General features: G+C 65.3%; 24 protein-coding genes. 13 read left to right on the forward strand and 11 right to left on the reverse strand.

Going from position 1 to position 22,455, the window contains the following annotated elements:
* Window position 1 precedes the first annotated feature (1 nt).
* The 4 genes from AB0362_RS10395 to AB0362_RS10410 all read left to right on the forward strand — a co-directional run bounded on the left by AB0362_RS10395 (window position 2) and on the right by AB0362_RS10410 (window position 3,169).
* Complete coding sequence (locus tag AB0362_RS10395; protein ID WP_094687668.1) at window positions 2-955, forward strand: PfkB family carbohydrate kinase; 954 nt, start codon at window positions 2-4, stop codon at window positions 953-955.
* The gene (locus AB0362_RS10400; protein ID WP_317533177.1) at window positions 952-1,701 is read left to right on the forward strand and encodes a 5'/3'-nucleotidase SurE; all 750 of its coding nucleotides are present in this window, start codon (window positions 952-954) and stop codon (window positions 1,699-1,701) included. Before AB0362_RS10395 ends, AB0362_RS10400 begins: the two co-directional genes overlap by 4 nt.
* Before the next feature lie 87 nt (window positions 1,702-1,788).
* Window positions 1,789-2,877 carry a M4 family metallopeptidase gene (locus tag AB0362_RS10405; RefSeq protein ID WP_317549745.1) on the forward strand — a complete coding sequence of 363 codons (1,089 nt, stop codon included), beginning with the start codon at window positions 1,789-1,791 and terminating at the stop codon, window positions 2,875-2,877.
* A gap of 10 nt (window positions 2,878-2,887) precedes the next feature.
* A complete protein-coding gene (locus AB0362_RS10410) occupies window positions 2,888-3,169 on the forward strand; it encodes a protealysin inhibitor emfourin (RefSeq protein WP_082899002.1) in 282 nt (93 codons plus the stop codon).
* Window positions 3,170-3,216: 47 nt separating this feature from the next.
* Here the strand turns inward: AB0362_RS10410 and AB0362_RS10415 are convergent, their stop codons facing one another.
* Genes AB0362_RS10415 through AB0362_RS10425 form a run of 3 tightly spaced genes read right to left on the reverse strand, consistent with a single transcriptional unit; the run spans window position 3,217 to window position 6,299 of the window.
* Window positions 3,217-3,876 (reverse strand): NAD(P)-binding domain-containing protein, encoded by a 660-nt coding sequence (locus AB0362_RS10415; RefSeq protein ID WP_317549744.1) that lies wholly within the window; start codon window positions 3,874-3,876, stop codon window positions 3,217-3,219.
* A gap of 39 nt (window positions 3,877-3,915) precedes the next feature.
* The gene (locus AB0362_RS10420; protein WP_317549743.1) at window positions 3,916-5,406 is read right to left on the reverse strand and encodes an NAD(P)/FAD-dependent oxidoreductase; all 1,491 of its coding nucleotides are present in this window, start codon (window positions 5,404-5,406) and stop codon (window positions 3,916-3,918) included.
* A 26-nt stretch (window positions 5,407-5,432) separates the two neighbouring features.
* The gene (locus tag AB0362_RS10425; protein ID WP_149406409.1) at window positions 5,433-6,299 is read right to left on the reverse strand and encodes an SDR family oxidoreductase; all 867 of its coding nucleotides are present in this window, start codon (window positions 6,297-6,299) and stop codon (window positions 5,433-5,435) included.
* Window positions 6,300-6,372: 73 nt separating this feature from the next.
* On the opposite strand from AB0362_RS10425, the gene AB0362_RS10430 reads away from it, so the two are divergent.
* Window positions 6,373-7,017, forward strand: a complete 645-nt coding sequence (locus AB0362_RS10430) for a TetR/AcrR family transcriptional regulator (protein WP_317549742.1) — start codon at window positions 6,373-6,375, stop codon at window positions 7,015-7,017.
* Window positions 7,018-7,025: 8 nt separating this feature from the next.
* Here AB0362_RS10430 and AB0362_RS10435 read toward each other — a convergent pair whose 3' ends face one another.
* On the reverse strand, window positions 7,026-8,027 hold the full coding sequence (locus AB0362_RS10435) for a DMT family transporter (RefSeq protein WP_149406407.1): 1,002 nt from the start codon (window positions 8,025-8,027) through the stop codon (window positions 7,026-7,028).
* A 39-nt stretch (window positions 8,028-8,066) separates the two neighbouring features.
* On the opposite strand from AB0362_RS10435, the gene AB0362_RS10440 reads away from it, so the two are divergent.
* Together AB0362_RS10440 and AB0362_RS10445 are read left to right on the forward strand one after the other, a co-directional pair.
* Window positions 8,067-8,600 (forward strand): CGNR zinc finger domain-containing protein, encoded by a 534-nt coding sequence (locus tag AB0362_RS10440; RefSeq protein ID WP_068054245.1) that lies wholly within the window; start codon window positions 8,067-8,069, stop codon window positions 8,598-8,600.
* 83 nt (window positions 8,601-8,683) lie between these two features.
* Window positions 8,684-8,995: a hypothetical protein gene (locus AB0362_RS10445; RefSeq protein WP_068284000.1), complete on the forward strand. Its 312-nt coding sequence runs from the start codon at window positions 8,684-8,686 to the stop codon at window positions 8,993-8,995.
* A gap of 33 nt (window positions 8,996-9,028) precedes the next feature.
* Here the strand turns inward: AB0362_RS10445 and AB0362_RS10450 are convergent, their stop codons facing one another.
* Genes AB0362_RS10450 through AB0362_RS10465 form a run of 4 tightly spaced genes read right to left on the reverse strand, consistent with a single transcriptional unit; the run spans window position 9,029 to window position 14,512 of the window.
* Window positions 9,029-10,480, reverse strand: a complete 1,452-nt coding sequence (locus AB0362_RS10450; protein WP_317809590.1) for an aldehyde dehydrogenase family protein — start codon at window positions 10,478-10,480, stop codon at window positions 9,029-9,031.
* A 39-nt stretch (window positions 10,481-10,519) separates the two neighbouring features.
* Window positions 10,520-12,043 carry a carotenoid oxygenase family protein gene (locus tag AB0362_RS10455; RefSeq protein WP_317809589.1) on the reverse strand — a complete coding sequence of 508 codons (1,524 nt, stop codon included), beginning with the start codon at window positions 12,041-12,043 and terminating at the stop codon, window positions 10,520-10,522.
* Window positions 12,036-13,667: an FAD-dependent monooxygenase gene (locus AB0362_RS10460; protein WP_317809587.1), complete on the reverse strand. Its 1,632-nt coding sequence runs from the start codon at window positions 13,665-13,667 to the stop codon at window positions 12,036-12,038. Before AB0362_RS10460 ends, AB0362_RS10455 begins: the two co-directional genes overlap by 8 nt.
* 59 nt (window positions 13,668-13,726) lie before the next feature.
* Complete coding sequence (locus AB0362_RS10465; protein ID WP_149406404.1) at window positions 13,727-14,512, reverse strand: IclR family transcriptional regulator; 786 nt, start codon at window positions 14,510-14,512, stop codon at window positions 13,727-13,729.
* A 147-nt stretch (window positions 14,513-14,659) separates the two neighbouring features.
* Between AB0362_RS10465 and AB0362_RS10470 the strand changes: the two genes are divergently transcribed.
* The 4 genes from AB0362_RS10470 to AB0362_RS10485 are packed head-to-tail and all read left to right on the forward strand — an operon-like array spanning window position 14,660 to window position 18,516.
* A complete protein-coding gene (locus AB0362_RS10470; protein ID WP_317809585.1) occupies window positions 14,660-16,246 on the forward strand; it encodes an MFS transporter in 1,587 nt (528 codons plus the stop codon).
* 1 nt (window position 16,247) lies between these two features.
* Window positions 16,248-16,751, forward strand: a complete 504-nt coding sequence (locus AB0362_RS10475) for a DUF3237 domain-containing protein (protein WP_317809583.1) — start codon at window positions 16,248-16,250, stop codon at window positions 16,749-16,751.
* Between the two features lies 1 nt (window position 16,752).
* Window positions 16,753-17,685, forward strand: coding sequence for a VOC family protein (locus AB0362_RS10480; protein WP_317809581.1), 933 nt, complete (start codon window positions 16,753-16,755; stop codon window positions 17,683-17,685).
* Window positions 17,686-17,688: 3 nt separating this feature from the next.
* Window positions 17,689-18,516, forward strand: a complete 828-nt coding sequence (locus AB0362_RS10485) for a fumarylacetoacetate hydrolase family protein (protein ID WP_317809579.1) — start codon at window positions 17,689-17,691, stop codon at window positions 18,514-18,516.
* 32 nt (window positions 18,517-18,548) lie between these two features.
* Here the strand turns inward: AB0362_RS10485 and AB0362_RS10490 are convergent, their stop codons facing one another.
* The 3 genes from AB0362_RS10490 to AB0362_RS10500 form a co-directional block, all read right to left on the reverse strand.
* Window positions 18,549-19,775 carry an AGE family epimerase/isomerase gene (locus tag AB0362_RS10490; protein WP_366235544.1) on the reverse strand — a complete coding sequence of 409 codons (1,227 nt, stop codon included), beginning with the start codon at window positions 19,773-19,775 and terminating at the stop codon, window positions 18,549-18,551.
* 40 nt (window positions 19,776-19,815) lie between these two features.
* Window positions 19,816-20,373 carry a dihydrofolate reductase family protein gene (locus tag AB0362_RS10495; protein WP_149406398.1) on the reverse strand — a complete coding sequence of 186 codons (558 nt, stop codon included), beginning with the start codon at window positions 20,371-20,373 and terminating at the stop codon, window positions 19,816-19,818.
* Between the two features lie 69 nt (window positions 20,374-20,442).
* The gene (locus tag AB0362_RS10500) at window positions 20,443-20,853 is read right to left on the reverse strand and encodes a RidA family protein (protein ID WP_317809576.1); all 411 of its coding nucleotides are present in this window, start codon (window positions 20,851-20,853) and stop codon (window positions 20,443-20,445) included.
* Between the two features lie 81 nt (window positions 20,854-20,934).
* Between AB0362_RS10500 and AB0362_RS10505 the strand changes: the two genes are divergently transcribed.
* Window positions 20,935-21,303 (forward strand): helix-turn-helix domain-containing protein, encoded by a 369-nt coding sequence (locus AB0362_RS10505; protein ID WP_149406396.1) that lies wholly within the window; start codon window positions 20,935-20,937, stop codon window positions 21,301-21,303.
* Between the two features lie 61 nt (window positions 21,304-21,364).
* The gene (locus AB0362_RS10510; RefSeq protein WP_366235545.1) at window positions 21,365-22,396 is read left to right on the forward strand and encodes a DUF2087 domain-containing protein; all 1,032 of its coding nucleotides are present in this window, start codon (window positions 21,365-21,367) and stop codon (window positions 22,394-22,396) included.
* Window positions 22,397-22,455: the final 59 nt, after the last annotated feature.

Consider the following 22,455-nt stretch of genomic DNA (forward strand, 5'->3'; position numbering starts at 1 on the left):
GATGCCTCCCTCCTCTGAATCCCTCAGTGCCCTCGTCTTCGCTCCGTCTCCGCTGTTGACGGTGACCCTCGACAAAGCTCCCAACGGCAACACCGAACTGCACGTGCACGCGGGTGGTCAGGGCCACTGGATCGCCCGGATGGCCACGGTGCTCGGCCTCGACGTCACATTGACGGGAGTGTTCGGCGGCGAGATCGGGGGCATTCTGCGCGACATCGTCGAGCGGGAGGGCATCTCCGTCGTCTCGGTCGACATCGGCCAGGAGAGCGGCTCGTACGTGCACGATCGCCGTAGCGGTGAGCGTGAAATCCTTGCCACGGTCGACCCGCCGCCCCTGGCCAGGCATGCGCTCGACGACCTGTTCAGCGCGGCACTCGCAGCCGGTGCCCGCAGCGACGTCGCCATCCTCGGCGGACCGCACGAAGACGACATCGTTCCACCCGAGGTGTACGAGAGGTTGTGCGCGGACCTCACCGCCCTGGGCAAGACGGTGGTGGCCGACCTGTCCGGGCCGACCATGATCGCTGCGCTCGCCGGCGGCCTCACGGTGCTCAAGGTCAGCCACGAGGACCTCATCGCCGACGGCCGGGCCGAGTCCGAGGACCCGGCGCACCTCATCGACTCGATGCGGAAGATGCACGACGACGGCGCGGAGATCGTCGTGATCTCGCGGGCCGGAGATCCAGCCCTGGCATTGGTGGACGGCGACGTGCTCGAAATTGTCACGCCGGGTCTACGCATGGTCGATCACCACGGAGCAGGCGATTCGATGAGTGCCGGCATTGCCGCAGGGCTCGCTCAGGGATTGTCGGTCCCGGAGGCGTTGCGTCTCGGCGGCGGCGCGGGCACGGCCAACGTCACCCGACGCGGCCTCGGCAGCGGGCGACGCGACCTGGTTCTCGGCCTGACCGAATCGGTGGAGGTTCGTCCGTACAAGAAGGCAGGCAAGAAATGAGAGCCCTGATCACCAACGACGACGGCGTGCACAGCGCGGGCATCGCCCTGCTCGCGCGCGTGGCTGTCGCTGCCGGTCTCGACGTCGTCGTGGCCGCGCCCCACGAGGAGCGCAGCGGGGCCAGCGCATCGTTGACCGGTATGGGCGTCGACGATCATCTGGGCGTCGCAGCGGTGGAGATCGACGGTCTGCCCGATGTCCCGGCGTACGCGGTGCAGGCGTCGCCTGCTCTGATCGCGTTCGTCGCCACCCGAGGAGCCTTCGGCGACGTGCCGGACCTGGTGCTCTCGGGCATCAACCACGGCCCCAATACCGGTGCAGCCGTTCTGCATTCGGGCACCGTCGGGGCCGCATTGACTGCGCTGACCCATGGAGTTCCGGCCATGGCCCTGTCGTCGATCGCCACCGAGCCTGCTCACTGGGACACCGCCGAGCACGTCGCACACCTCGCGGTGACGTGGATGGTGTCGCACGGACCGTCCGACGCCGTCGTCAACGTGAACATCCCGGACGTTCCGCTGGCGGATCTGGCGGGGATCGTGCCGGCATCGCTCGCCCGCTACGGCGCGGTACAGGCCGAAATAGGCGATCGCGGGGAGGATTTCGTCACCGTTCGCTTCGACGAGATCCGAGCCGAGGACGACGATTCCGACGCCTCCCTGCTGGCCCGACACTGGGCGACCGTCACTGCGCTTCGTCCGCCGAGCGAGGTGGATGGCGTCGACCTGTCCACGATGGGCGCGTGATCTCACCGACGAGACCGACTGTGTCGGTGCCCTCGGGCACACTGAAACCATCACCGCACATGCCACGGACCTAGGGGGTCACCGAGTATGACGTCAGTTCTCGATTCCGGATCATCGCGCAGCCAGCATTTCCACGGGGTTGTTCCACCGTTCCTGCTCGAAAGGCTCCAGGGTGCGGGCGCTCGCGCCACCCTGCTCGCCGATCGTGAAATGCGTGCCGGACGCGAGGTGGTGCAGGCGCGCACCGCCATCGCCCCGCGCACCGGCGGCACGCTCGAACGCACGATCTCCGACGCGAAGTCCACCAGGGATCTCCCCGGCCAGCAGGTGCGCGCCGAGGGCGAGGAAGCAACCGGAGACGCCGCGACAGACGAGGCGTACGACGGTCTCGGCGCTACCTATGCGTTCTTCGACGAGGTCTACGGCTACTCGAGTCTCGACGGCAGCGGCCTGCCCCTCGACGCGACGGTGCACTACGGGCAGGACTACGACAACGCGTTCTGGGACGGCTCGCGCATGGTCTTCGGCGACGGTGACGGTGAGGTGTTCGCTCGATTCACCGTCTCGCTCGGCGTCATCGCACACGAACTCGCGCACGGGTTCACGCAGTACACCACCCCACTCGAATACAAGGACCAGGCCGGCGCGCTGAACGAGTCGATCTCCGACGTGTTCGGCGCACTGGTCGAGCAGTACACCGCCGGGCAGAACGCCGAGGACGCGTCGTGGCTGATCGGCGAAGGCCTGTTCCTTCCGGCCGTTCAGGGGAAAGCGTTGCGTTCTCTGCTCGAGCCCGGCACCGCGTACGACGACGACGTGCTGGGTAAGGATCCGCAGCCGGCCAGCATGGACGACTTCGTCGTCACCACCGAGGACGAGGGCGGTGTGCACATCAATTCGGGTATCCCCAACCGTGCATTCGCCGTCGCCGCCACCACTCTGGGCGGTCCGGCCTGGGATCGCGTCGGGCAGGTGTGGTTCGACACGATGACGGTCGGCGGACTGTCTCCTACGGTCGATTTCGCCGGCTTCGCGGCCGCCACACTCGCTGCAGCGAACGAGCGGTACGGAGCCGGTTCCGACGTTGCCGAGGCTGTGGCGACCGGTTGGTCTACCGTGGGAGTTCGGACAACGGGGAACGAGTCCATACCGAAGCCGAGCGACGATCGGGTGTGATCGAGGGCAGATGAGCCTGCGCATCGAGGTATTGCGAACCGGCGGTGTCGCCGGCATGTCCAAGCGCGGAGTCGTCGAGACCGACGAGCCGGAATGGCAGTCGTTGGTCGAGGCCGCGCAGCCGTACATCGCCGATCAGCAGGCCACCGACTCGGCCGACTCGAATGCCCGCGACACGTTCGTCTGGAACGTGTCGGTGGGTGAGCACTCGTGCCGCGTCGGCGATTCGAACCTGACCGGGCCGCTACGCGACCTCGCGGAGCGCACGCTCCGCGAGGGCCGCGTCAAGTAGCTGCCGCGTCAGGTAGCTGTCGCGTCAGGTAGCAAGAGGAATCGAGCTCAGGCCTTCCACTCCGCACTGCGTTCGTTCGTTGCCTGCCCCAGCGCCTCGACGAGCGCGTCGACTCCGAAGTCCTTGCCGTACGAGGGCGTTCCCGGCTGCTGACGCCACGACTGGGCGAGGGTGCCGCCGTCGACGGGGTCGAATCCGAGCTCGTCGATCACCGAGAACACGAGCTTCTTGGAATCCTCGTCGTCGCCTGCGATCGGCAGTGCGATACGACCGCTGGCCCCGCTGGGCACCCCCTTTTCCAACAGGTGCTTCCAGTAGATTCCGTTGAACGCCTTGATCACCGGCTCGCCGAGTTGCTGAGACACCCACACACTTTCGGGTGTCCCACCCTCGATCTCCTCGATCAACCCATCCCGCTGCTGCGGGTAGTAGTTGTTGGTCTCGATGATCGGCGCCCCGGGCTTACGGGCACCGGCAATTCCCGGTGCCAGATCCGGCACGTTCTTCTGCGGAATGCTCAGAATCACCAGGTCTGCGTCCTGAGCCGCGTCGGCGGCCCACACTGCCGTCGCCCCGGTGTCCGCCGCCAGGTCTGCCAGGGTCTCCGGGTCACGAGAGTTCGAGAACCGAACCTCGTGACCGAGTGCCGTCAGGCGACGGACGAGAGTACCGCCGATGAATCCGCTTCCGATGATTCCAATTTTCATACTCGGAACCAACGCACGCCCGACCCCGAACAATTCCCGTCAGGATCCGACGGAGACCTTCGACCGGGGACGACGGAACTTCATGGCCTTGTCCACCACCTTGCCGTAGCGCAGCACCGGCAGGTCGCGGAAGTAGTTCATGCGCAGCTTCCACGGGGTCTCGCTGCCCTGTCTCGGGAAGTTGTCCACCGCCCGCAGCACGTATCCCGCCGCGAAGTCGAGGAACGGTTCCTCGTCGATCGACGGGTCGCGTTCGAGCTCGACTGTGCTGTAGCCCTTCTCGTCCATGTGCGCGAGCAGTCGCATCACGTAGTTCGAGACCATGTCGGCCTTGAGCGTCCACGAGGCGTTGGTGTAACCGACGACGAAGGCGAAGTTGGGGATACCGGTGAGCATCATGCCCTTGTAGGCCATCGTGCTGGGCAGGTCGACGTCCTCGCCGTCGACCCGGAACTGCGCACCGCCGAGAGCGGAGAGGTTCAATCCCGTTGCGGTGACGACGATATCGGCGTCGAGGTGCTGGCCCGACTTCAGCTTCAGGCCGGTCTCGGTGAAGGTGTCGATGTGATCGGTGACGATCGAGACTTCGTCCTTGCGAATCGAACGGAACAGATCGTTGTCGGGCACCAGGCACAGGCGCTGATCCCACGGGTTGTAGGACGGGGTGAAGTGGGTGTCGAGGTCGTATCCCTTCGGCAACCACCCCTCCTGCATCGTCCGGATCCGCTTCTTCATGAACTCCGGGTACTTCTGGCTCAGCGTGTAGATCAACATGGCCATCGACACGTTCTTGAGCCGAGTGACGCTGTACGCCAACTTCTTCGGCAGGCGCTTGCGTAGCGTCTGCGCAATCGGGTCCTGTGACGGAAGCGAGAGGACGTAGCTGGGCGAGCGCTGCAGCAGCGTGACGTGCTCGGCGTCGCGAGCCAGGTTGGGAGCCAACGTGATTGCCGTTGCACCGCTACCGATCACGACGATCTTCTTGCCGGAGTAGTCCAGATCCTCGGGCCAGTGCTGCGGGTGGATCACCTGGCCGCCAAAATTCTCCTGTCCGGCGAACTCGGGGGTGAACCCCTTGTCGTAGTTGTAGTAACCGCTGCAGGAGAACACGAACGACGCCGTGATTGTCACCGTCTCGTCCGTGTCGCTACGGTGCGCGGTCACCGTCCAGAACTGCTGTTCGGACGACCACTCGAGCGCGACGACCTTGTGATGGAACCGAATATGTTTGTCGACGCCCGCTTCCTGCGCGGTTTCGACGATGTAGTTGCGGATGTCGGTGCCGTCGGCGATGGATTTCTCACCCATCCACGGCTTGAAGCTGTATCCGAGGGTGTACATGTCGGAGTCGGAACGAATCCCGGGGTAGCGGAACAGATCCCACGTTCCCCCGATCGCGCCGCGACTTTCGAGGATGGCGTAGGTCTTACCGGGCAGATCGTGCCCGAGGTGGCGCGCGGCCCCGATCCCGGACAGGCCGGCACCGATGATGAGAACGTCGACCTCGGGAGAGGGCAGTACGGCAGTCATGTCAGCGATTCCTTCGATGTCCGGTGTCAGCTGGTCTTGTTGCGAGCGCTCTCGGACCTGCCGAGGCGGGCTACTTCTTCGTCCATCTTCGGCAGGATCGTCGGCACGTGCTCGAGCATGCTGCGATCACCGACCCGCGAGGTGATGACGGCCTTGAACCACGACGCTGCGCCCACCCACCGCGGCACGTAGACACGCCGCTTGCGCTTGGCCAGGCCGTCGACGAACGCGTCGACGCACTGCTCGACGGTCATCGTCTTACCCAGCGGGCCGGGCAGCACCGCGAGCAGATCCTGGAATGCGGTGAGATCGGACTTGGCGTCCTGCACCATCGGTGTGTCGATCCATGCCATGTGCGCGGAGCCGACATCGACACCTCGATAGTTGACCTCGAGCCGGAGGGCGTTCGCAAAGTGTTCTGCCGCAGCCTTACTGGCGTTGTACGCGGCCAGGCCGGGGCACGGGGTGAACGCCGCGAGCGAGGAGACGACGAGGACGTAGCCGTTGCGATCGATGAGCGACGGCAAAGCCGCGCGGACGGTGTTGAACACGCCCATCACGTTGATGTCCATGACGCGTTGGAACGTGGCGGGATCGACCTGCATGATCGATCCGTAGCTCGCGATGCCTGCGTTCGCCAGCACCAGATCGATGCCGCCGTACGCCTCGATTCCCCCGTCGACGGCGCGCTGCATGTCGTCCAGATTCCGCACGTCGGCAACGAATGCCGCTGCTTTCAGCTGGGTTGCGAGTTCCAGGAGGGGTGCCTCGTCGACATCGACGAGAACCAGCTGGGCACCTCGGCCCGCCAGCGCACGTGCCGTTGCGGCACCGATTCCCCGTGCCGCTCCGGTGATCAGAACGACCTTGTTCCGCAGCGTCGACGCCGCCATCTGCTCCCCCTCGATCGAAATGCTTGTCTGCGAACACTTTGCATCTGATACCGAGCGGTGTCAAGATCTGTCTGTGACTACCCATCACAGCGAACCCGGCCGTACCTACCGAGGTGCCGACCCGCAGCAGAGGCAGCAGGAGCGTCGAATTCGCCTGCTCGACGCCGCCGTGAAGGTCTTCGGCACCACCGGCTACCGGACGGCAACCGTGGAGAAGGTGTGCAGCGAGGCCGGGCTGACCAAGCGCTACTTCTACGAGTCCTTCTCCAACAGCGAGGACTTGCTCATGGCCGCCTACGGCCGAGCGACCGACGCCATGCGCGAGAACATCCTGGCCGGTGCGCAGGCCGAGGCCGACTCCACCGAACAGGTTCTCCGTGGCGCTCTCACCGGCTTCTTCACGTTCGTCGCCGAGAATCCTGGATCCGCGCGCATCGCCTTCGTCGAGATTCTCGGAGTCTCGCCCACCGTCGACGCGCTCTACCGCAAGACGACGACCTCGTTCTCCGAGACGGTGCTGCAGGTGGCCGAGGCCGCCGGATCCAGCCGCGGACTCGCCGGGCCCAACCGTCGAACACTGGCCATGGGCCTGGTGGGCGCGGTCCTCACCATCGCCCAACAATGGCTGCTCTCTCCCGAACGCGAACCACTGGACTCGGTGATCGCCAGCGCCCACACCATTCTCGCCGCCGTGGTGTTCGGACGCGTCGACAGCTGAGCGTCAGGTCAGGGCCTGCTCTGCAACGGCTCCACCGGCTCGTGAGCCGTGGCGCGTTCTCCTGATTTGACGACGACCACGCCGAGCAGAACCAGTGCGCCACCGGCCAATTGGACCGGTGCCGGCGCCTGCCCGAGCAGCAGCCACGCGAACACCAGTGCCGCAACGACCTCCATCAGACCCATGAACGATGCCAACCGCGACCCGAGACGTCGGCCCGCCGCGATCCCGAGAACGTAGGCCAGCGCGGCGGTCACGACGCCGAGGCCGATGATCGGAACCCACCACGGAACGACCGCATCGACGAAGGTGACGTCGGTGAGCGGAGCAGCGAACGGGACGATCCCGATGAGCCCGGCGACCAGCAGGATGAGCCCGCCCGTCAACAGACCGGCTCCGGCGAGCACGATCGGCGGGAGGCCGTTGCTCTCGTCCGCCGACAGCACCCAGTACACGGCCGCACCGACCATCGAGCCCAGCGCCCACAGCACGCCGACCGAGTCCACGTCGGCACCGGAGATCAGATCGAGCACGAGCACCAGCCCCATCGCGGCCAGCAGTGCGCCCACCACGGTCAGGCGACCGGGACGCTGCTGGTGCCGGAACCACATCCACCCGATGACGGCCACGGGCGAGGTGAACTCGATCAGCAGCGCCACGCCCACCTCCATCCGGCCGACGGCGTTGAAGAAGGCGAGCTGGCACCCTGCGACCGCGAAGGCACCGTAGGCGAGGAGCAGCTTCCAGTTCTTCGCCAGCAGGTTCCACCGCCCGCGCAACGCGAGGATCGACGGAATCAGCAGGACGGCTGCGGCGAGCAGAATTCGCGCGGTCACCGCGGCCCCGGCCGTCCAGCCTGCGTCGAGCAGCCCGGTGGCGAGTGACCCGGAAAGCCCGAAGGACGCCGCGGAGAGCAGCGCGAAACCGAGTCCCGAGAGTCGACGCGACCGCGCGGCAGCATCGTGGGTGGCCGCGAGATCCGCATTCGCGTCATGAGTGTAAGCCGTCATGGCATGTGACAGTAGGGACCGACTTGGTAAGGTGTCAACATGCTTTTTGCTCATGACGCGGAACTGTCACTGTTGGCGGCCGTGGCGTTGATCAATTCCGCCGAGGAGCCGGACACGCTGACCACCCGCGAGCAGCTCGCCGAGTTCTTCACCGAACAGGGCTACTCCGGCCGCTTCGACGGCGACGACGCCGAGCTCGAGGCCGTGAGAGCACTGCGCCCGACCCTGCGCGCGCTGCTGACCAGCAGCCGAGACGACGCCGTGGTCGAGGTGAACCGTCTGCTCGCCGAATCCTCGGCCCTGCCCCGACTGGTTCGTCACGGAGATCTCGACTGGCACATCCATGCCGTCGCCGACGACAGTCCGCTCGCGACCCGCATCGTCGTCGAGACCGCGATGTCCATGATCGACGTCATCCGAGCGGACGAGCTCTCGCGCTTCGACGTCTGCGCGGATCCGGACTGCAACGGCCTGGTCCTCGACCTCTCGCGCAACCGATCCCGCCGGTTCTGCAGCACTACCTGCGGGAACCGAGCGGCCGTTGCCGCGTACCGCGCGCGCAAGGCTCAGTGACGACCGCCACTGGGCAGTGCGGGGCTTAATCGGTCGGCTTTCGGGTATCCCCCGCTCCGAGCTGATCGAAAGGAATTGCCCCTATGGTCGAGAAAAGGCCTACCAAAACGAGCTGGGCCAGAGCTGTCGAGAACATGCTGGCCGTCATCCTGATCTTCGCCGGTATCGCCGCCGCAGGCGGTCTGATCGCCGCATTGGCGGGCGGCTTCGAGGGTTGGGCGATCGTCGCCGGAATCGCCGTGATCGTGTTGTTCGGTGCCGGATTCCTCGCGATTCGCGACGGCGCTCGACGACGAGCCCTCGAAACGAACACCGTCGTCTACGCCCCGGACAACACCGACCAGCTGTTCGACGTCGACCCGAACACCGGTGAGCGAACCCCGCACCGCGAGTAGCGCGATCGGTGCGGGTTCGCCCGGCGGGGTCGGTCAGAACGGATACTTCTGAATGTCCGACTGCATCGTGACCCACTGCAGATCGCAGAACGTATCGAGGTTGACGGTGGTGCCGAAGTGTCCACCGGAACCCGATGCCTTGACGCCACCGAACGGCGCGACGGCCTCGTCGTCGATCGTCTGGTCGTTGATGTGCACGGCACCGGAACGAATTCGGTCCGCCAGCTCGTAGGCCTTGAACGGGTTCGAGGTCAGAACAGCAACGGACAGGCCGTATTCCGAGGAATTGACAATGTCGATTGCCTCGTCGACGGTGCGGTACGTCGTGATGGGTGCGACCGGGCCGAATATCTCCTCGGTGAACGCGGGTGAATCCTTCGGCACGTTACCGAGCACGGTCGGTCGGTAGTAGAGCCCGTCGAAAGTTCCGCCCGCAGCGAGTTCGGCACCGGCCGTGACCGTGGCCTGCACGATGCTGTCGACTCGCTTCAGCTGGTTCTCGTCGATGATGGGCCCCAACGCATTCGACGGGTCGGTCGGATCTCCGACGGTGATGCGCGCGGCGATCTTCGCGAGTTCCGCCGTGTACTGCTCGGCGAGATGCTCGGGAACGAGGTGCCGACCCGACGCCATACAGATCTGCCCCTGGTGCAGGAACGATCCCCACGCGCCCGCCGATGCAGCGGCCTCGATGTCTGCATCGGGCAGCACGAGGAACGCGTTGTTTCCGCCGAGCTCGAGGTGGACCTTCTTGAGCAACGGCGCAGCGGCTTCCGCGATTCGGCGGCCGGCCGCGGTGGATCCGGTGAAGGAGATGCACGGCACGTCGGGGTGCGAGACGAGCGCCGCTCCCACGTCGGCACCCGAGGGCAGTACGTGCAACAGACCGTCCGGCAGGCCGGCCTCGGCGAGAATCTCGGCGAGGATCAGTCCACCCGAAATCGGCGTTCGCGGATCGGGTTTGAGCACGACGGCATTGCCGACGGCCAGAGCAGGCGCGACCGACCGCATCGACAGTACCGCTGGGAAGTTGAACGGACTGATCACGCCGATGACGCCCATCGGAACGTATCGCCCTACCGAGAACCGGGACTTCGCGCTGCGCAGGACCTGCCCGTAGGGCTGGGACGCCAACGTGGCCGCCTCGGTCAGTTCGGCAAGAACCAAGCCCACCTCGGCCCCTGCCTTGCCGTGACTGGATCCCGATTCGGGAATCAGCCACCGCGTCAGACGCTCGGGGTTCTGCTCGAGAATCGCTGCAGCCTTCGTCATGACCGATGCTCGCTCCGGGTAGGGCTTGGCGGCCCATTCTTGCTGCGCACGTGCAGCTTTCGCGACAGCTCGATCGAGGTCAGCGATGTCCGCAGCACCGACGGTGGCCACGAGGGCCCCGTCGGCAGGAGCCGTCACGTCGAGGGTTCCACCGCCGCCGTCCAGCCATCCGCCGTCGAATATCTTCGCCGTCCACGCCAGTGTGTTCGCCATGTCAGTCCTGCTCTTTCATTCTCGGTGTTCTTTTCTTCGTTACCGCTGGGCTGCGATCGCTGCGTCGAGTACCTCGGCCTCGGCCCAGGATCCGTGGAACGCGAACGGAACTCGAACGGGAAGCTTCACCCGCGCGAGAGGTTCGCGGGTGAACGCGTCGGCCTCGTGCACCAGCAGCTCGGAGAGTCCTGTCGCCGGATTCCACCACAGGGTCAGCAGATATCCGTCGTTCTCGCCGCTCGCTCCTCGACGCTGGACGAAGACCGGTTCGCTGGGGCTGGTCAATCCGTCGGGCCCTTCGAGCACGATCGTCTGGCCGGTGGAGAAGTCATGGCGCGCAAGCCCATCCGTCAGAGTCAGCGGAGACAGATCTCGGGTGGTGGCGAAGTAGCCGAAGCGGTTCTCCTTGCCCAGCCACGCGTCGTTGATCTTCGGGAATTCACCCGCGATCCCGCTGTGCATGTGCTGGGTGGTCGTCCCGGTCGCGGTATCGAGCACGAACCGCCAGGCCATCGCGGGTGGAAACCAGGAGTGCGAGTCGATCGGCTCGTCCGAGTCGTCGGCCGGATTGCCCAGACGCGCGATGACGTGCAGATCCACCACGATTCCTGTGGCGGTTTCGTGCGCGTTGAAGAAGTGCGTCGGGGCCAGCATCAGGCCGGTGTCGTACCAGCTCACCTCATGGGTGCGACGGTCGAGCACGGCGAACCTGCTGCCGTTCGGCGTCGCCGATTCGTCCCAGAGCACGCCGGGTCGCCCCTCCATGATGCGGTCGAGGCGGAACTGGTTGGGCGAGATGAGGAAGATCGCGAGGTGTTCGCTCACGATGTAATCGTGAACCATTGCCGGGCAGCCCATGTCGAAACCGAAGGAATCGACGACGGTGCCGCTGGTATCGGCCTCGTACCACGTCAGTCTCGGCCCGATGGCAGAGTAGAACAGCATGTTTCCGGTCGTCGGTTCGATCTTGTAGTGCGCCGTGCACAGGATGTCGAGTGCACCACCGAAGTTGTACGTGCCCTGCGTATCGAGAGTTCCGGGGTGTATCGAATGTGGAAGTCCGCCTTCGTAGTACACCAGCAGATGGTCGGCGAACAGCCCGACGTTGGTATTGGCGACGCTCTTCGACGGCGGCGCGCCCGCCGGCAGATCCCGCTTGGCCTTGCCGGAGCCGTTGACGAAACCGCTGTACAGCGCTTCCCCGGCCTCCACCTCGATCTTCATCGTATCGGTGTGCACCCACTTCATCCGGAACGACGCCTTACCGTCGCGGATGTAGGTGCCCGCGACGCCGCCGTCGCCCTCCCACCAGTGGTACCGATCGGTGTCGAGTGGCTCGAAGCGTGGATTGTCAGCCACTCGGAACAGCGCGCCGGCGAGATCGTCGGGGAGTTTCCCGATGACCTCGAGGTCGAACGCCTCGGTCTCCTCGTGCCACGGCGCGAACGGCCCGTTCAGAAACTTGTTGGACGTGTTCCAGTCGACGTCCGCCTCGTGCCGCGGAGTCGGGGGCGCGGTGCGGCGGACCACTGTCGTCGGCAGCGGGGTAGGAAGTTCACGCATAGCTGATGCCTTTCGTCTCGATGTAGGACAGTTCGGAAGGACTCACCGAAGTTTCGATCCACGACGCCACCGCGGCCCTCACTGCGGCTCGAACGTCGTCACCGTCGTGCGGATGCCACGCGGCCGCAACGAAGCGGTCGGGTCGGATGAGCACGAATCTTCCGGTGTACGTCCGCATCTCGTCGTCCAGCCGACCGTCGACGTCGAGTAGAACGTTGATGCCGTCCATCCTCGGCACCGTGCGATCGGTGGGCACGGCGACCTCGACTGCGTGTAGGCCGCGACCGATATCGCGCGCGTGCGCCCACTCCGCCGTGTCGTGTACGTCGACTCCCACCAGCGCCCAACCGGTTCCGAGGATCTCGTCGAGCGGGCGGATGGTTCGGGTCGCCGAGTCGAAGGCCCGAGGTTGCCCGATCATGCTCCCGGTGTCGTCGCCGGGGAGTACGAGCCCGTCGGAGAATCGGTACGGCGGGCGATAGGCCATGGTCTCGAACCAGCGTCGCCCGTTCTCGGTGGCCAATGCGGCCCGGACCAACTCGTCGCGCCTGGCCGCGATGCGAGGGTTGGTCGTCATCACCACGCGGCCCAACCGCTCGGAGGAGCGAACCACCGCGGCGGCGTGGGGGCCACGCTCGGATTGATATGTGGCCAGCACACTTTCGTGCAGGCAACCGTCGAGGACGCCGGCCAACTTCCACGCGAGATTCGCAGCGTCGCGAATACCCGAGTTCAGACCCTGACCGGCGAACGGCGGCATCATGTGCGCGGCGTCGCCCAGCAGGAAGCAGCGCCCCAGCTGCCATCGATCGGCCACGAGACCGTGGAAGCGGTAGTTGACGGCTCGTTCGACCTGAGCGGGTGTGATCGGCCGGTAGCGCGAGACAAGTTTCTCGATGAGCTCGAACGGCGGCGCGTCGGTGGCCGTACCCTCCCCCTCGAACAGGCGGAATTCGTATCGACAGCGGCCACCGAGACCCGGCACCACCACGTGCGGCCTGCTCGGATCGGCGTGGTGCATACCGTAGCGCTCGACGTGGGGGTCGCCGAGCGTGTCGACCACCAACCACAATTCCGGGTGGCTGCGTCCGATCATCCCGATACCGAGCAGGTTTCGGACGGTCGATCGTCCGCCGTCGCAACCGAGGAGGTAGCGGGCTCGCACCGTGCGGCCGCCCGCTTCGATGGCCACGGCGTCCGCGTCCTGCACGATCGACGTGACCTCGGTGTCGAACCGAACGGTGACATTGCGCGCCGTGTGCAGCGCCTCGGCCAGCACACGCTCGAGGTCCGGTTGCGCGAACGGGTTCTTGAAGGAGTAGCCCAACCGGTAGGCGCTCTCCGCGCCGCCGTGGAACAGCGGTTCGTCGTCGAGTCCGTAGTAGCGGGTTCCGGTGCCGGGCACGACGATCGGCAGGATTCTGTCGATCACGCCTGCCTGCTGATAGGTGCGCAGTGCCTCGTCGTCGATGCTGATCGCTTTGGGTTCGTCGCTCGTCGTCGAGCGCCGCTCGAGAACGACGACGCGGAGCCCTCGTGCAGCGAGCAGCAGGCCCGCGGTCATCCCGACCGGACCGGCACCGCAGATCGCTACGTCGTAGAGGGTGTCGAATCTCGTATCCACACCACCAACGTAGCGCGCATCACGTTAAATAGGAATGCTGTCCCATAAAATAGGACACGCTACGAACTGACGACGGCCAATCTCGTCGACAGCGTCTGCGCCGCGGCCCGCACTGCGGTGACGAGCACGTCGGTCCGGTCCTCCGGGACTCGACGCCTGATCGCGACGATGCTCAATGCCGCTGCCACCGAACCGGACTCGTCGAAGATCGGTGCGGCGATTCCCATCGCATCCGGGTCCACCTCGGCGACGGTCAGGCCGTAGCCGGTGATGCGAATCCGCTCGAGGCGATCGACGAGGCGATCGACGTCGGTCAACGTTCGATCGGTGAAGCGTTGCAGCTCGTGCCGACCCAGAATCGAGCGGATTTCCTTCTCCGGCAACCAGGCCAACAGCGTCAGCGCCGACGCGCCGGCGTTGATGGGCAGCCGACTCCCCCGCTCGTAGCTCAGGCGCACCAGTTGCTTGGCTCCCTCACACCGCTCGATGCACACTGCCGTGTCGTCGACGAGCCTGGTGAGCAACACGGTTTCGCCCACCTCATCGGCCAGTTCGCGCATCACCGGTTGGGCGATCGTCGTCAATCCGTAACCGCGCCGGGCCAATCGAGCAAGTTCGAGTACCGCGACACCCAACCGAAACCCGCCATTGGGGGCTTCCTCGAGAAACGATGCGCCGACCAATGTCTGCAGATATCGATATGCCGTGGAGCGGGCACTGCCGAGAGCCTCGGCGACATCGTTCGCGCTGATCTGCAGGCGATCCTCGGTGAACATGCCCAGGATGATCAGCGCACGGTCGGCCGTGCTGTTGCGTTCTCTGTATCCACTCGTTTCCGATGCCATGTCGCCATCATAGTTCTGACTGTCAGGACTGCAGTGTCATCAAACGAACCAACACTCTTGACAGCTGTGATCCAGGCCATGAATGCTGTCCTGTATTAGACAACAGCAGTCCTGCTTTACAGGACACGGCCTCCGGACGAGGAACTCATGAAACCCACCCAACACAAGCTGGATCGCGGCACGCTCATCGCCTGCTGCCTCGCGATCGGCGTCGCCCAGATGGGCGTCTCACTCGCGGCGCCCATTCTCGGCGTGATCCAACGCGACCTCGGAGCGAGCGCTGCGGCGCTGGCCTGGATCCCGGCCGCGTTCATCCTTCCCACCGCCATCCTCGAGCTCAACTTCGGTGTGCTGGGCGACATGTTCGGCCGCAAGAGGCTGCTCGTCTGGGGCGGCGTGCTCGTCTTCCTCGGAGACGTCGTCGCCGGAACGTCGGGAACTCTGACGCAGCTGATCGCCGGGCAGGCCATCGCCGGACTCGGCGCTGCCGCAATCTTTCCCACGTCACTGGCCATGCTGGTCTCGGCAACCCCGGAACGTCAGGAACGAGCCCGCGCCCTGTCTCTCTGGGCGGTCAGCCTGGCATTCGGTGCCATGATCGCCCCGCTGATCAGCGGTTTCGCGGCCGAACACTTCAGCTGGGGCTGGTCGTTCGCCATTCCCGCCGTGCTGGGTCTCGTCACCGCCGCTGTCAGCGCCGCGGTGATCGTCGACTCGCGTCATCCCGCCGGACGCGGACTGGACTGGCCCGGCCAGATCACCATCGCGGTCGCTTTGCTCGCCCTGCTGTACGCGGTTATCCAGGGCTCCGTGGACGGCTACTCGAGCCCCGTCATCGTGGGCACTTTCGTTCTCGCCGTCGCGTCGTTCGTCGCGTTCGTCATCAGCGAGCAGCGAGCCCGCACCCCGATGCTGAACCTCGCGCTGTTCCGTACCCCGGCCTTCGCAGCGGCCGCCCTGATCGGTTTGCTCGCGATGTTCGGCTTCATCGGCACCGCCTACGCGCTCAGCGTGAAACTCGAAGCGATCCTGCACGTCAGCCCGCTGCAGGCCGCACTACCGTTCGCCCTCATCCAAGCCGTACCACTGCTCCTCACTCCGTTGCTCCCGCGCCTGTTGATGCGCGTCGCGGCCCGCACCCTGCTGGTCACCGGACTGTCGGCACTGGCCATCGGTCAGATATGGATGGCTCAGCTACCGGGCGACTCCACCTCACTGCTCGCCATGACCGGCCCGATCCTGCTGCTCGGCACCGGCTTCATCACCATGTTCACCGCACTGACGGCCGTCGCCGTCGGAGCCGTCGCCATCGACTACGCCGGAATGGCAAGCGCGGTCACCAGTCTCGTTCGCGAAACCGGCCAGAGCCTCGGCCCCGCGATCGTCAGCGCCGTGGCCTTCGGAGTTGCCGGAGCCACCCTCACCTCCAACCTGTCCGACGGTTCCCTCCCTCCCGAGGCGGTGGGCGTGGCCTCCGGCGTCGCCGAGCAGGGCGGGCCGCTGGCGGTGGCCGACGCCGACCTCGGCCCGATCTCGGATCTCGTTGCACCGCTTGCCCGTACGGCCCTCGAAACCGGACTCGACATGGGCATCTACGTCTGTGCCGGGGCCACCGTCCTGGCTGCGCTCGTCGCACTCGTCATCCCCGGCGGAGCCCCGAAGGGCCTCGATGCGGCCCCGATCGATGCGGCAGCGTCACCTGCGGCCGGGCGACTGCTGCCGGCAGGTGAGTGAGATGTCCACGCCCACTCTGAATCACGTCTTCACCCTCGACGTCGAGCTGGCTCCCCCGGTGCTCATCGGGCCGACCCCGCACGGAATGCGTCGGGTCATCCCGATCACCGGCGGCCGATTCCACGGACCGGCCGGATCAGGAACGATCCTGCCCGGCGGTGCGGACTGGAACCTCGTGCGCGCCGACGGCGTCACCCATCTGTGGGCCCGCTACACGATCGTCACCGACGACAACGTGCCCATCATGGTCACCAACGAGGGCTGGGGTACGCAGGACGACGCCACCATGGAGCGGATCTTCGCCGGCGGCGGTGCCGACGTCGACCGCTGGTACTGCTCCACCAACCCTCGATTCGAAGTGGCCGACCCAGAGTGGAACTGGTTGAACCACAGCGTGTTCCTCGGCCACCTCTTGCCACCGAACCGCGGCGACCGGGTTCGGATCACCGTCTACACCGACGCCCCCGTCCCCACCCCATCGACGCCCCGAAAGGCGGATCACTGACATGACCACTCCCACCCGGAACAGACTGCAGGAAGGTGGTGCCGTGGGCACGCTGCGGCAGACCGCTGTCTCGCACATCGGTTTCACCGTTCCCGACGTCGCCGCCACCGCCGACTTCTACGGCCGCACCGTCGGTCTGACGGTGCAGGAAGAACTCGCGGGCGGAGGCCTGCGCCTCGGCTGGGGCCTCGGACACCATGTTCTCGATCTGGCCGAAGGTCCGAAAGGACTGTCTCACTACGGCTTCGAGGTCCGTGACTCCGACGGTATCGCCGGAATCACCGCGCGACTGAAGGACGCAGGCCACGATGTCGCGGATCTGGATCCGTCCGTCATCGACCATGCCGTCGGCGTACCGTCGGGCATCTCGGTGGCCGACCCCGACGGCACCACGGTGCATTTTCACGGGCCGGTCGCACGCCAGGGCGAGAACGCCGCCGATCCGGGACGACGCCCGATCAAGTTCCAGCACACCACTCTCGGCACCGACAACGTGGCGCAGATGGTCTCGTTCTTCGTCGACACCGTCGGGTTCCGCATCTCCGATCAGCTCGAGGACGGCAAGTTCGCGTGGCTACGCAGCGACCGCGATCACCACACCCTGGCCGTCGTCGAGAACGGCAACCCCGGCGATCTCGACCACTACTCCTACGACCTCGCCGAGTGGGAGGACTTCAAGTCCTGGTGCGATCGCCTCACCGAGATCGGCGTCGACGTCGTCTGGGGCCCGGGCCGTCACGGCCCTGGCAACAACCTGTTCGTCTTCTTCGACGATCCTGCGGGCAACCACATCGAGCTCTCGGCCGAGATGGAGAAGTTCCACGACGACCGAGCCACGTACGTGACGCGGCAGTGGCGTCCGGTACCCGCGTCGGTGAATCTGTGGGGCGGACAACTGGCGAGCTGGCGCAAGACGAGTGAGAGCGAGATCTGACCGATGGCCTACATCAGCTACGAGCACAACGACATTCGCGGAGTCGGCGAGGTCGACGGCGACACTCTGATTCCGCTGCAGGGCATCGACGCGATCGGACGGACCAGTTCGCTCGAGGCACTTGCCGGCGCGGATCGGCTGACCCAGGCGCGCCTGTCGATCTCGGACGTGCGGGTGCTCCCGGCGGTCACCGACCCGGCCCGAGTGATCTGTGTGGGCCTGAACTACCGCGACCACATCGCCGAAACCGGACGCGAGTTCCCCACGTACCCGGTGATGTTCCCCAAGTACGCCTCCAGCCTCATCGGTGCCTACGACGACATCGCCGTACCGCCGGAGAGCTCCGAGGTGGACTACGAGGGCGAGATGGCCGTCGTCATCGGACGCACCGGTCGGCGCATCACCGAGGAGAGCGCGCTCGATCACGTTCTGGGCTACACCGTCGCCAACGACATCACGATGCGCGACTTCCAGTACAAGACGCACCAGTGGATGCAGGGAAAGGCATGGGACGCAAGCACTCCTCTCGGCCCCCGCATAGTCTGCCCAGGCGAGGTGGACCTCGCGAGCTGCGGCATCCGCACCGTCGTCAACGGCGAGAAGGTCCAGGAGTCGGATCTGTCGCAATTGCTGTTCACGGTGCCGAATCTGATCGCGACCATCTCCACGTTCACCACCCTCGAGCCGGGTGACGTCATCCTCACCGGCACCCCCGGTGGCGTCGGATATCGCCGTAAGCCGCAACTGCTGCTGAAGCCGGGCGATCACGTGAGCGTGGAGATCGACGGTGTCGGTTCGGTCAGCAACAGACTGGTGGCGGAAGTGCTCTGACGTCTGCGCACCCCGGCTGTCTTCGACGGACGTCAGCGCGAATTGTGCTGCAGCACAGCCACCATGCTCGAGCCCGGTTCGTATCGACTGATCCACGTCGCTTGGACGGCGTGATAGAGATCGGGCTTGCCGCTCCACACCGTCGCGGCCGGAAGGTTGCTGCCGTCGAGTTCGTGATGCCAAGAGCCGTCGACGCGGTCGAGGAAGTATTCGGCGGCGACGTCCCACCAGGTGCGGTAGTCCTGCTCGTAGCGGTCTTCTCGGGTGTGGCGCGCGAGTGTCGCCGCCGCACCGATCGCCTCGCACAGCACCCAGTGCAGACGTTCGGTCACGACCGGCTCCCCCGACCAGTCCGTGGTGTAGACGAATCCGGGCGTTGGCCCGGGTTGCCAGCCGTCGACCGCTGCGCGGTGGTAGAGCGCTCGGGCGGCGGCGATACGGTCGTGCCCGCTCGCATCGAGGCTTGCCTGCACGAGAAGCCGGGCCCACTCGAATCCATGGCCGACTGTGGCTCCGTAGGGCTTGAACTGGTTGGCGGTGTCGTCGCTGTTGTACTCGAGCTGCGGGATCCACTCGGCGGTGAAATGCTCCGGAACACGCCAGTCGTTCGCTTCGGCCCAGCGACATACGTTGTCGCAGATGCGCAGTGCCCGCTCGCGCCAGATCCGCGGTGCGCCGGCATCTGCAGCGGCCAGCAGTGCCTCGACCATGTGCATGTTGGCGTTGATCCCGCGGTAGTCGTCGAGCACGGACCAGTCCGCAGTCCATGTGTCCGAACACATCCCGTGATGATCGTCCCAGAAACGACGTTCGACGGTATCGAGTGCCTCGTCGAGAAGCTGTCGGCCCCGGAGGTGCCCCACTGCGGTGGCAGCCGACGCGGCAAGTACCACGAAGGCATGCGTGTAGGCCGATTTCACGGCATCGGGCGAGGTCGCGTCGGCACTGAACTCGAACCAACCACCGTTCGTGCTGTCTCGCAACGTCGTCAGCAATCCCTCGAACACCCGATCGGCTTTCCTCCGAGACCCCGGCCGTCCCAGCATCGAGGCGAGAAAGTGCACATGCGCCATCCGCGCGGTGATGTACGTATGGGCCGGATGATCGAGGTCGGGGTTCCCTCGGCCGTCCAACCACGCCGCACCACCGGCCGGGTGGTCGAGTGTGGTTCCGAAATCGAGAAGCCTCGATGATTCGGTGTCGAGCCACAACTGATGTGAGGGCAGCGTCAGCCAGCTGCGACCATCTCCGGTGTCCATGTGTTCATTGTGCGCCCGACGAGAAAGCACCCGACGCCGGTCAGCGAGAGACGCTGTAGCGCAGGTACATCCATCCTGACACCGGGAAGAGCTTCTGTTCGGCGAGAACGAGGTCGAGGTGATGTCCCACCGGAAAGTAGGGCTTGCCACTGCCAAGGATCGTCGGCAGAAGGATGACCTCGAACTGATCGATCAGGTCGACCAGCGAGGCTGCCAAGGCTGCTCCTCCCACAGCCAGCGTTCCCTCGGTCTCCCGCTTGAGCCGCTCCACCTCGGCGATCGCGTCTGCGCTGCGCACCAGACGGCAGCCGTCGGCAACGGAGTCGAGAGTGTCGGAGAAGACGATCCGGGGAGTGGCCTTGTACAGCTCGGCGAACTCCGCCTCTACTTCGTCGCCGTCGAGGCGTTCCGGATCTGTCCAGAAGTCTTCCATGGCCTCGTACAGTCGGCGTCCGAACAGAAACGCAGCGGTCGCTTCGGTCTGCCGATTGGAGAATCGATGTGACTCCGCGTCGGGCACCGAGAAGTCGAGACTGCCCGCCGAGTCTTCGATGTAGCCGTCGAGGGAAACATGCATGTTGTAGGTCAGTATGGCCATGTCGCTCCTGGGGTCGGGTGGATTCGAAAGTATGACTTCGACGGTCCCCGGAATTCACCGGTAAGCAGGTCAGTCCAGGATCGCAGTGGCCTCCACCTCGACGAGAACGTCGGGCTCGAACAGGTAGTCCACACCGATCAACGACGCAGGTGGCATTGGAGTAGGTAGTCCGATCTCCTCGGCGACGCGGGTGACGCCGTCCATGAACTCACCGATCCGCTCCGGAGCCCAATGCGTGACGTAGAACGTCAGCCGCAGGACGTCCTCGAATGTTGCTCCTGCACCGGCCAATCCGATCGCGGTGTTGCGCAGCGCCTGCGCCACCTGCCCGGCGAGGTCGTTCTCGGCGATCGCCGACCCGTCCTCGTTGCGCGCGATCTGACCGCTGACATGGATATGTCGAGACCCCTGGCCCACGGCTACGTGGTGATACGGAGTGGGTTGCATCATGCCGGACGGGGTGAATCGAGTGACGCTCATGGAGTTCCTTTCGTCGTGACCATTACCAGGTATAACCTTGATACTTGGTACACAAAGGACACTTCAAGGGAACCTGGTTTCATGACCGATACCGCCGATGCCGCGACAGAACTGACGATCAGTGCCCCTCACCGTGAGCTGTTGGATCAGGTGCTGGACAAATGGTCGCTTCAGGTGCTCAACGAACTGTGCGAGCGCCCTTGCCGATTCAACGATCTGCGCCGTGCAATTCCGGCGGTGACTCAGAAATCGCTCACGGCAACGCTGCGAAAACTCGAACGCAACGGCATCATCGAACGGACGGTTCTCAGCACTCGCCCGGTAGCGGTGGAGTATCGAATGACGCAACTGGGCAAAACTCTTCGGGCACCCGTCGACGTGCTGTTGGCCTGGGCGGCCGCTCACATGCACGAAATCGACAGCGCACGAGATCGATTCGACGCTCTCTGATCCGCTCACCGCAGCAGCGTGCTGCCCTAATGTTCCGATATCTCGGAGAAGAGGTACACCCATGGCGAGCAATTCACAGCACTCCACCGCGCGCGCTGACGCGTTGCTGTCCGGCCTGGTTGCGATGCTGCAACCGAAGAAAGTGGTCAGCGTGGGTGCCGGCAGTGCCGGAATCGCATTGTCGAGGGCTCTCGAATCGGCGGCACCCGAAGTCTCGCCCCAACTCTGGAACTTTGCCACCGATCCGATCCAGTCGGTCACCGAGTCCTTGTTCGACCTGCCACCGCGCTCGCTGGAGGAGATCGGCCCGGTCGACCTCGTGTGGATCGACGGTGAATCTCTGGTGACGAACGCACGCATCCTGCGGGCTCTGTGGCCACACGTGGCGGAGGGAGGGGTTCTGACCGTGCAGAACTCGTTCTCTCCGGCTGGGTCGAATCCTCTGTGGAATGCCATTCTGCGTTTCGGTGCCGACGACATCGAGACCCTGACGCTTCCGGGAATCGGCGTTCTGAAGAGGCGATCGGAGCCCATTCGCGAGGTCGACTTCACCGACGAGATGGTGTCCGCCACCGGGGTTCCGTTGCGGTTCGAGTCCATCGGTGTGCACGACGATGCCCCGCTGCTGGACCACGCGACCGGCGTGCTTCGTGCTCTCGCGGATTCGGATCTTCGGGCGGCCTTCTTCGCGATCGGCAGTGGAGTCTCGACAGTGGCTGCGCTGCAATCCCATACGTCACTGTCGGTCCGTGCGACACACAAAGCGATCGCACGCCTGCTGACCCTGTCGGTGGTGACCCGGGTGGACGATCGACTCGTTGTGGACGAGAACACGGTGGAGAGTTTTCGGAATCTCCCGCGCACGACGCCCCCACCGACCGACATGCCTCGGTACAGCCGGGACCGACCCGAATTTCTGAAGGCAATCGCACGCCAGCTGAGTACGACGGGATGGTCCTCGGAGCATCAGGTCAACGAATTGTGCAGCTTCTTCGACGACGACTACGCGACATTGCGACGCGAGCTCGTCGACGCCGGATTCCTCGAGCGAAACAGCGCAGGTTCGATGTACCGGGCGCAGAGCGACAAATAGATCGCCTGGTCGACGGCCATGCGGAGGGGGCCCAGGATTCGGACGACGGCGTTGCGGGC

It is taken from the genome of Rhodococcus sp. NPDC079359 (assembly GCF_040702585.1).
Taxonomy (GTDB): Bacteria; Actinomycetota; Actinomycetes; order Mycobacteriales; family Mycobacteriaceae; genus Rhodococcoides.